Annotated in this window: 11 protein-coding genes; 6 read left to right on the top strand and 5 right to left on the bottom strand. The window is 71.9% G+C overall.

Going from position 1 to position 7,168, the window contains the following annotated elements:
- The first annotated feature begins 104 nt into the window (after positions 1–104).
- The 6 genes from RUR49_RS10835 to RUR49_RS10810 all read left to right on the top strand — a co-directional run bounded on the left by RUR49_RS10835 (position 105) and on the right by RUR49_RS10810 (position 4,820).
- Positions 105–311 carry a type II toxin-antitoxin system HicA family toxin gene (locus tag RUR49_RS10835; protein ID WP_409146417.1) on the top strand — a complete coding sequence of 69 codons (207 nt, stop codon included), beginning with the start codon at positions 105–107 and terminating at the stop codon, positions 309–311.
- A 50-nt stretch (positions 312–361) separates the two neighbouring features.
- Positions 362–796, top strand: a complete 435-nt coding sequence (locus tag RUR49_RS10830) for a type II toxin-antitoxin system HicB family antitoxin (protein WP_409146416.1) — start codon at positions 362–364, stop codon at positions 794–796.
- A gap of 91 nt (positions 797–887) precedes the next feature.
- Entirely contained in the window at positions 888–1,901 is a 1,014-nt protein-coding gene (locus RUR49_RS10825; protein ID WP_409146415.1) for an ABC transporter permease, read from the top strand.
- The gene (locus RUR49_RS10820) at positions 1,901–2,764 is read left to right on the top strand and encodes an ABC transporter permease (protein ID WP_409146414.1); all 864 of its coding nucleotides are present in this window, start codon (positions 1,901–1,903) and stop codon (positions 2,762–2,764) included. Before RUR49_RS10825 ends, RUR49_RS10820 begins: the two co-directional genes overlap by 1 nt.
- Positions 2,761–3,801 (top strand): ABC transporter ATP-binding protein, encoded by a 1,041-nt coding sequence (locus RUR49_RS10815; protein ID WP_409146413.1) that lies wholly within the window; start codon positions 2,761–2,763, stop codon positions 3,799–3,801. Before RUR49_RS10820 ends, RUR49_RS10815 begins: the two co-directional genes overlap by 4 nt.
- Positions 3,798–4,820 carry an ABC transporter ATP-binding protein gene (locus tag RUR49_RS10810; protein ID WP_409146412.1) on the top strand — a complete coding sequence of 341 codons (1,023 nt, stop codon included), beginning with the start codon at positions 3,798–3,800 and terminating at the stop codon, positions 4,818–4,820. Before RUR49_RS10815 ends, RUR49_RS10810 begins: the two co-directional genes overlap by 4 nt.
- A gap of 40 nt (positions 4,821–4,860) precedes the next feature.
- Here RUR49_RS10810 and RUR49_RS10805 read toward each other — a convergent pair whose 3' ends face one another.
- The 5 genes from RUR49_RS10805 to RUR49_RS10785 all read right to left on the bottom strand — a co-directional run bounded on the left by RUR49_RS10805 (position 4,861) and on the right by RUR49_RS10785 (position 6,986).
- Entirely contained in the window at positions 4,861–5,025 is a 165-nt protein-coding gene (locus RUR49_RS10805) for a DUF3309 family protein (protein WP_409146411.1), read from the bottom strand.
- A 110-nt stretch (positions 5,026–5,135) separates the two neighbouring features.
- The gene (locus tag RUR49_RS10800) at positions 5,136–5,279 is read right to left on the bottom strand and encodes a hypothetical protein (protein WP_409146410.1); all 144 of its coding nucleotides are present in this window, start codon (positions 5,277–5,279) and stop codon (positions 5,136–5,138) included.
- A gap of 174 nt (positions 5,280–5,453) precedes the next feature.
- Positions 5,454–5,627 (bottom strand): CsbD family protein, encoded by a 174-nt coding sequence (locus RUR49_RS10795; RefSeq protein ID WP_409146409.1) that lies wholly within the window; start codon positions 5,625–5,627, stop codon positions 5,454–5,456.
- A 172-nt stretch (positions 5,628–5,799) separates the two neighbouring features.
- Positions 5,800–6,438, bottom strand: a complete 639-nt coding sequence (locus tag RUR49_RS10790; RefSeq protein ID WP_409146408.1) for an NrsF family protein — start codon at positions 6,436–6,438, stop codon at positions 5,800–5,802.
- Positions 6,435–6,986, bottom strand: coding sequence for a sigma-70 family RNA polymerase sigma factor (locus tag RUR49_RS10785; RefSeq protein ID WP_409146407.1), 552 nt, complete (start codon positions 6,984–6,986; stop codon positions 6,435–6,437). Before RUR49_RS10785 ends, RUR49_RS10790 begins: the two co-directional genes overlap by 4 nt.
- Positions 6,987–7,168 lie beyond the last annotated feature (182 nt).

The following is a 7,168-nucleotide window of genomic DNA, read 5'->3' as shown; positions in this document are numbered from 1 at the left end:
TCGACGCGTCGATCTGAGACCCCGCCGGGCCAATCGTACAAAAATGTACGAGTGACCCGGCGGCATGCTAGAGTGTCGCCGTCCACCACGATCCGGGTGGCTGCATGCAGCGCGAACAGTTCCTGCGCAGGCTCCGTCGGTTCGCCCGCAAGCGCTCGCTCGCCTTCGAGGTCGACAAGACCCTCGGGAAGGGCAGCCACTACCGGGTCCGGCTGGCCGGGCGGCTCACGACCGTGCAAAGCGGCGAGCTCAGCCCCGGGCACGTCCGGCGGATCTGCGAACAGCTCGGGATCGACCCGGGCGATTTGTGACATGCGCCGCGTTCCACACGACCGGCCGAGCAGACGGAGGGCAGACGGTCATGCAGGAATCCGAATGGGTCGTCGTGCTCGAAGCCTCCGAGGAGGACAACGAGGTGTTCGTGCGCTGCCCTGACCTGCCGGAGGTCCTCTCGGCAGGAAGGAGCACCGCCGAGGCGCTGGTCAACGCCGAGGACGCCGTCGTCGTCGCCATCGCCGGCCGCATGAAGGACGAGACCGACGTGCCGTCTCCCCGCGCCGCCGCCCGTGGCGATACCGTGGTCGTGTTGCCGGCGGCCTTCGCCGCGAAGCTCGCCGTCTGGCGTCTGTGGCGCCGGAGCGGCCTCACCAAGGTCGCGCTCGCCGAACAGCTCGGCCTCGCGGAAGCGGAGGTGCGCCGCATCCTCGACCCCGCCAAACGCACCAAGCTCGACCGCCTCGACGCCGTCGCCCGCGTTCTGGGCCGCCGGCTGACGATCGAATCGATCGCGGCGTGAGCATCGTCGCCTCGCCCCTCTCGGCCGGCACAGTGGCGGCGTGCGGATTGCATGACGACCGTGCCCCTTCGAAGCTGGGACTTCCGTACTGATGCTGCGCACCATCGTCCGACGGCTGATCGCGGTGCCGCTGCTTCTGCTCGGCGTCGTCACCATCGCGTTTCTGCTGTCGAACATGACGAAGGGCGATCCGCTGGTGGCGATCGTCGGCGAGCGGCAGATGACCAATCCGGAGGTCGTCGCCGCCGCGAAGGCGCGCTGGGGGCTCGATCGGCCGCTGCCGGAGCGCTACCTCGTCTATGTCGGCAACCTCCTGACCGGTGACCTCGGCACCTCCTTCCGCACCAAGCGGCCGGTGGCGCAGGACCTGATGGCGCGCCTGCCGGCGACGCTCGAGCTCGTCATCGCGGCGATGATCGTCGGCATCGTCGGCGGCGTCTCGCTCGGCGTCGCGGCGGCGCATTTCCGCGACAAGGGGATGGACCACGCCGCGCGCGTGCTGGCGCTGCTCGGCTCGTCCGTGCCCGTGTTCTGGTCCGGCCTGCTGATGCTCTACGTCTTCTCCGTCGTCCTCGGCTGGCTGCCGGGGCCGGGGCGGCTCGACCCGCGCATGGCGGCGCCACCGGGGGTGACGGGCTTCTATACGATCGACGCGCTGATCGCCGGTGACTGGCCGGCCTTCGTCGACGCGCTGCGGCGCCTGATCCTGCCGGCGATCGTGCTCGGCTGGGCGGTGCTCGGCATCATCACACGGCTGGTGCGGGCGAGCATGCTCGACGTGCTCGGCCAGGACTACATCCTCGCCGCCCGCTCCAAGGGCGCCACCGAGCGGCGGGTGCTGTTCAACCATGCGCTCCGCAACGCCATGATCCCGACGCTCACCATCATCGGCTTCTCCTTCGCCTACCTGATCACCGGCGCGGTGCTGACGGAGGCGGTGTTCTCGTGGCCCGGCATCGGAACCTACGCGGTCGATGCGGCCCGCGCGCTCGACTATCCGGCGATCATCGGCGTCACCATCGTCGGCGGCGCCGCCTTCCTCCTCACCAACCTCGTGACGGACATCGCCTATGCGCTCGCCGATCCCCGCGTGAAGCTCGGCTGATGACCGACGCCGCCCTCCCCGCCACCACCCCCGCCGTCCGGCGCCGCCGCACGCGGCCGCAGTGGCTGACGCTGCCGGTGATCATCGGCATCGCCATCATCGCCTTCTGGGTGATCGTGGCCGTCACGGTGCCGCTGTGGGCGCCCTACGACCCCCTGATGATCGCCGGCCGCCGCCTGCAGCCGCCGAGCATGGCGCACTGGCTCGGCACCGACGCGCTCGGCCGCGACGTGCTGGTGCGCACCCTCTACGGCGCCCGCTACTCGCTGCCGATCGCCGTCATCGTCGTCGCCGTGGCGGTCGGGATCGGCTCTGCGCTGGGCGCGATCGCCGGCTATCTCGGCGGCCTCGTCGACAGCGTCATCATGCGCTTCGTCGACGTGACGCTCGCCTTCCCGCCGATCCTGCTCGCCATGGCCGTCACGGCGGCGCTCGGGCCCGGCCTCGACAACGCGGCGATCGCGATGGTGGCGGTGTCCTGGCCGGTCTATGCGCGGCTGATGCGGGCGCAGGTCTTGTCGCTGCGCGGCCGCGAGCACGTCGAGGCGGCGATCGCCGCCGGCGCCTCGCGCCCGCGCGTGCTGATCCGCCACATCCTGCCGCTCGCCTGGAGCCCGACGCTGGTCAATGCCACGATGGACCTCGGCCAGATCGTGCTTTTGGCCGCCAGCCTCTCCTTCATCGGCCTCGGCGCGCTGCCGCCGACGCCGGAGTGGGGCCAGATGATCTCCGAGGGCGCCGTCCACTTCTATTCGTGGTGGATCGCCTTCGGCCCCGGCATGGCGATCCTGTCGATGGTGCTCGGCTTCTCCTTCGTCGGCGACGGCCTGCGCGACCTCTTCGACCCGAGGAGCGGCACGTGAGCGCCGTCGCCCCAGCATCTGCCGCCGGCACCCGGCCGCCGCTGTTCGAAGTGCGCGACCTGCGCGTCGTCTTCCCCGGCCCCGCCGGCGGCCTCGAGGCCGTGAGCGGCGTCGATCTTTCCGTCGACCGCGGCGAGGTGCTGGCGGTGGTCGGCGAATCCGGCTCCGGCAAGAGTGTGACGATGCTCGCCGCCATGGGGCTGACCGGGCCCGGCGTCACCGTTACCGGCTCGGTCAGGCTCGACGGCGAGGAGTATCTCGGCCGGCCGGAGGCGCTCAGGCGGCTGCGCGGCAAGCGCATGGCGATGATCTTCCAGGACCCGATGACGGCGCTGAACCCGGTGATGACGGTCGGCGCCCAGATCACCGAGATGATCCGCATCCACGACCGCTCGGTGTCGCAGCGCCAGGCGATGAGGAAGGCGGTGGACCTCCTCGCCCTGGTTGCCGTGCCCTTCCCCGAGCGGCGGGCGGCGCAGTATCCGCACGAGTTCTCCGGCGGCATGCGGCAGCGGGCGATGATCGCCATGGCGATGGCGAACGATCCCGAAGTGCTGATCGCCGACGAGCCGACGACGGCCCTCGACGTCACCATCCAGGCGCAGATCATCGAGTTGCTCGACGGGCTCCGGCGCGAGCGCGGCCTCGCGCTGGTGCTGATCACCCACGACCTCGGCATCGTCGCCGGTCTCGCCGACCGCGTCGCCATCCTCTACGCCGGCCGCGTCGTCGAGCGGGCGCCAGTGCGCGAGGCCTACTACCGGCCAGCCCATCCCTACACCGCGAGCCTCTTGAAGGCCCTGCCCTCGCTCGAGGGCGACCGCGGCCGCCTCGTGCCGATCGAGGGCAGCCCGCCGGGGCTCGCGGCGCGGCCGCCGGGCTGCTCCTTCCACCCGCGCTGCCCGATCGCCGTGCCGCGCTGCACCGTCGAGCGGCCGGCGCTGATCGCCGTCGGCGACCACGCCGCCGCCTGCCACCTCGCCGATCTCTCGGCGCGCACGCCGCTGCCGATGCCGGCGGCTGGAGGCGCCCGATGAGGCCCGCGCTCGACACCACCGGCGGCGGTGGCGGTGGCGGCGCCCCGGCGGCGCCGCTCCTCGTCGTCGACGACCTCGTCAAGGCCTACCCGATCAAGCGCGGCATCCTGTTCGACCGCACCGTCGGCCACGTCCAGGCGGTGGCGGGGGTGTCGTTCACGGTCGCCGCCGGCGAGACGCTCGGCCTCGTCGGCGAATCCGGCTGCGGCAAGTCCACGCTGGCGCGCTGCGTCGTGCGGCTGCTCGACCCGTCCGACGGCCACATCCTGTTCAAGGGCCAGGACATCGCGAGGCTGCGCCACTCCGAACTGCAGCCGGTGCGACGCAACCTGCAGATCGTCTTCCAGGATCCCTACGCCTCGCTGCACCCGCGGCTGACCACCGGCGACATCATCGCCGAGCCGATGCGCAATCTCGGCGTGCCGAAGGCGGAGATCCCCGAGCGCGTCGCCGCGGTGATGGCGCTGGTCAAGCTCGACCCGGAGCACGCCAAGCGCTACCCGCACCAGTTCTCCGGCGGCCAGCGCCAGCGCATCGGCATCGCCCGCGCGCTCGCGCTCGAGCCCGAACTCGTCGTCCTCGACGAGCCGGTGTCGGCGCTCGACGTGTCGATCCAGGCGGGCGTGCTCAACCTGCTGAAGGACCTGCAGGACAGGCTCGGCCTCGCCTACCTGTTCATCGCCCACGACCTCGCGGTCGTGCGCCATCTCGCCGACCGGGTGGCGGTGATGTATCTCGGCCGCATCGTCGAGATCGCCGGGAACGACGACCTCTACGCGCACCCGCGCCACCCCTATACGCAGGCGCTGCTGTCGGCGGCACCGGTGCCGGACCCCGACCGCGAACGGGCGCGGCGGCGCATCGTGCTGACGGGCGACGTGCCGAACCCGGCTAGCCCGCCGTCCGGCTGCCGCTTCCGCACCCGCTGCCCGAGGGCGCAGGGGCTCTGCGCCGAGGTCGAGCCGGTACTGACGGCGAATGCCGGCGGACACGCGGTGGCCTGCCACTTCCCGGACTGAGCGGGCCGCGCTGTCCCGGCCTGGCTTCGGCCCCGTGGGCTCAGATGCGGCCCATCAGGACGAGGACGAGAAGGATGATCAGGACCACCCCGATCACGCCGATGCCGCCGTGGCCGAAACCGTAGCCATAACCGCCGAAGCGGCCGCTGAAGCCGCCGAGCAGGAAGATGACGAGCAGGATGACGAGGATGAGGCCGAGCGACATGGATCGATCTCCCTGAGAGAGCCGGGCCGGGCCACCACTGGCGGGCCTCGGTCCCTCGCTGCACGCATCGTCCGGCACGGCCGCGGCCGCGCCGTCTCCGATCGAAAAGGCTACTTGCCCTCGATCGACACGCCACCCTCGCCGATCTCGATGCTGACGCCGGGCTTCTGCTGCTCCTGGTAGAGGAGATAGCCCGCGACGCCGGCGACGATGACCAGAACACCGATGACGAAATACAAGACATTGCGGCTCATGGCCTGCGGTCCAACGTGTGTCGGAGGGCACACGGCCGGTGCGGCCGGGTACTGGAAGGCGCGCGCGTCCGCCGCGCCGGGCGGGCGTCGCACCTGATCGCTGTTCGCTTCGGATTGGACGACGGGGCCCCGACGAAGCCTCGTCCTCCCGCGGCTGCTTTTCCTTGTCCGCGGCTAGTTGCCCTTGAGGGTATCCTTGATGCCGCCGACGGCGTTCTGGATCTCGCCCTCGACCCGGTCGGCGGTCCCCTCGGACTCGAGCTTCACATCGCCGACGGCCTTGCCGATGGCTTCCTTGATCTTGCCCTTCACGACCTTGGCCGAACCGATCACGCGATCCTTGTCCATGATATGTTCCTCCCGCCTTTTGGTGTGATCACCCATTCTTCATGGGACGGGGCGGCGAGCATTGATCTGGATCAAGGCGAGCGAGCGTCGTCGTGATGAGGCCGGGAGGCCACAAGGTGCCCACGGTCTCCCCGGCCCTCCGCCGGCCACCGGGCCGCTGTCCCGGGGGCCGCTACCAGCGCAGGAAGCGGCGGCCGGCGAGGGCGCCAAGGGCGGTGACAGCGGCGACGGCGATGCCGTACCAGACGGCAACAAACAGCGGCGAGTCGTCCGGGCAGACGAGAGCGTAGACGAGCGCGCCGGCGGCGCCGGCCGCCAGTCCCGCGCTGGCGCCCGCCGCCGCGGGCGACATCGGCGCACCGCGCGACAAGACCGCGAGAGCCGCGGCGAGCGGCAGCGCCGAGAGGACGGGCACGGTGGCGAGGCAGCGCACGGCGTTGCGGCCGACCATCCGCGGCCACCACTCGCTCGCCGGCAGCACCGCGAGCTCGGTCGCGACACCGAGGGCGAGCACGGTGGCCACGACGGCGAGCCAGGCGAGACGCCGCCGGGGCGGAACGCCGGGCCGGACGAGATCGAGCGCCAGTGCGCCGGCGGCCAGCGCCGCGGCGAGCGGCACGGCGAGCTTGAAGATGACCTGCAGCGACCAGTCGAGCGTCACGATGTCGGTGCGCAGGCCGTGCAGCGGCAGGTAGACCGCCGCGACGAGCAGGGTCGTGCCGGCCACCGCGAAGGTGAGCAGCCTCCCCAGCGGCACGCGCACCCGGCCACCGTCGGCGGCGAGCGCACGCAGCAGGTCGTCGGTCCTCATCTCTCCTCCTTCGAGAAGCGCGCGGCGAGCGCCGCGAGCCCCCGGTGCAGGGCGACGCGCACGGCGCCCTCCGACATCGACAGCCGCCGCGCCGCCTCGGCGATCGTCTCGCCGGTCACCGCCAGCGCCTCGACGACGCTGCGCTGGCCGCGCGGCAGCGTGGCCAGCGCCCGGGCGACGTCACGGGCGGCGGCGCGCTCCTCGGCCGGCGCGCTCAGCGTTTCCACCAGCGGCTCGATCGACACCTCGCCGCGGCGGCCCCGCCGGCGCAGGCTGTCGACGAGCTTGTAGCGGGTGATGGCGGCGACCCAGGGCGCCAGCGGCAGCCCCGGGTCCCAGCTCGCCCGCCTGAGATGGATCGCCAACAGCGTCTCCTGCACGATGTCCTCGACTTCTGCGGCGGGCGCGCCGGCTCGGGCCAGCCCCCGGCGCACGGAGGCGCGGATCGACGGCGTCAGGCGAGCGAGCAGCCGACAATAGGCGGCGTCGTCGCCGGCCAGCGACGCCCGCATCAGCTCGTCCCACTCACGTTCCGCCGGGTCCGCCACTGCATCCTCTTCGCCGCACGGGCGCCCTTCGTTACGGCGCGCGGAGCCACCGGGGGGCGGATCATTCGGGATTTTTCGATCACGAGCCGGTGAGCACCGTAACGCCGCTGCGGCCAGCACCGAAAGAAGGGGCGTGACCGGGCCTCGTCGAAGCCCGCCGGACAGTTCCCTGGGAGATGACC

Source organism: Pseudoxanthobacter sp. M-2 (assembly GCF_046156265.1).
GTDB lineage: Bacteria > Pseudomonadota > Alphaproteobacteria > Rhizobiales > Segnochrobactraceae > CAMDHY01.
This window is presented reverse-complemented; position numbering and strand designations above follow the sequence as displayed.

What these genes read in the sequence shown, in the direction of transcription:
- RUR49_RS10825 (WP_409146415.1), top strand. Translation starts at nt 888, where the DNA reads ATGCTGCGCACCATCGTCCGACGGCTGATCGCGGTGCCGCTGCTTCTG.
- RUR49_RS10830 (WP_409146416.1), top strand. Translation starts at nt 362, where the DNA reads ATGCAGGAATCCGAATGGGTCGTCGTGCTCGAAGCCTCCGAGGAGGAC.
- RUR49_RS10820 (WP_409146414.1), top strand. Translation starts at nt 1,901, where the DNA reads ATGACCGACGCCGCCCTCCCCGCCACCACCCCCGCCGTCCGGCGCCGC.
- RUR49_RS10800 (WP_409146410.1), bottom strand. Translation starts at nt 5,279, where the DNA reads ATGAGCCGCAATGTCTTGTATTTCGTCATCGGTGTTCTGGTCATCGTC.
- RUR49_RS10795 (WP_409146409.1), bottom strand. Translation starts at nt 5,627, where the DNA reads ATGGACAAGGATCGCGTGATCGGTTCGGCCAAGGTCGTGAAGGGCAAG.
- RUR49_RS10790 (WP_409146408.1), bottom strand. Translation starts at nt 6,438, where the DNA reads ATGAGGACCGACGACCTGCTGCGTGCGCTCGCCGCCGACGGTGGCCGG.
- RUR49_RS10805 (WP_409146411.1), bottom strand. Translation starts at nt 5,025, where the DNA reads ATGTCGCTCGGCCTCATCCTCGTCATCCTGCTCGTCATCTTCCTGCTC.
- RUR49_RS10835 (WP_409146417.1), top strand. Translation starts at nt 105, where the DNA reads ATGCAGCGCGAACAGTTCCTGCGCAGGCTCCGTCGGTTCGCCCGCAAG.
- RUR49_RS10810 (WP_409146412.1), top strand. Translation starts at nt 3,798, where the DNA reads ATGAGGCCCGCGCTCGACACCACCGGCGGCGGTGGCGGTGGCGGCGCC.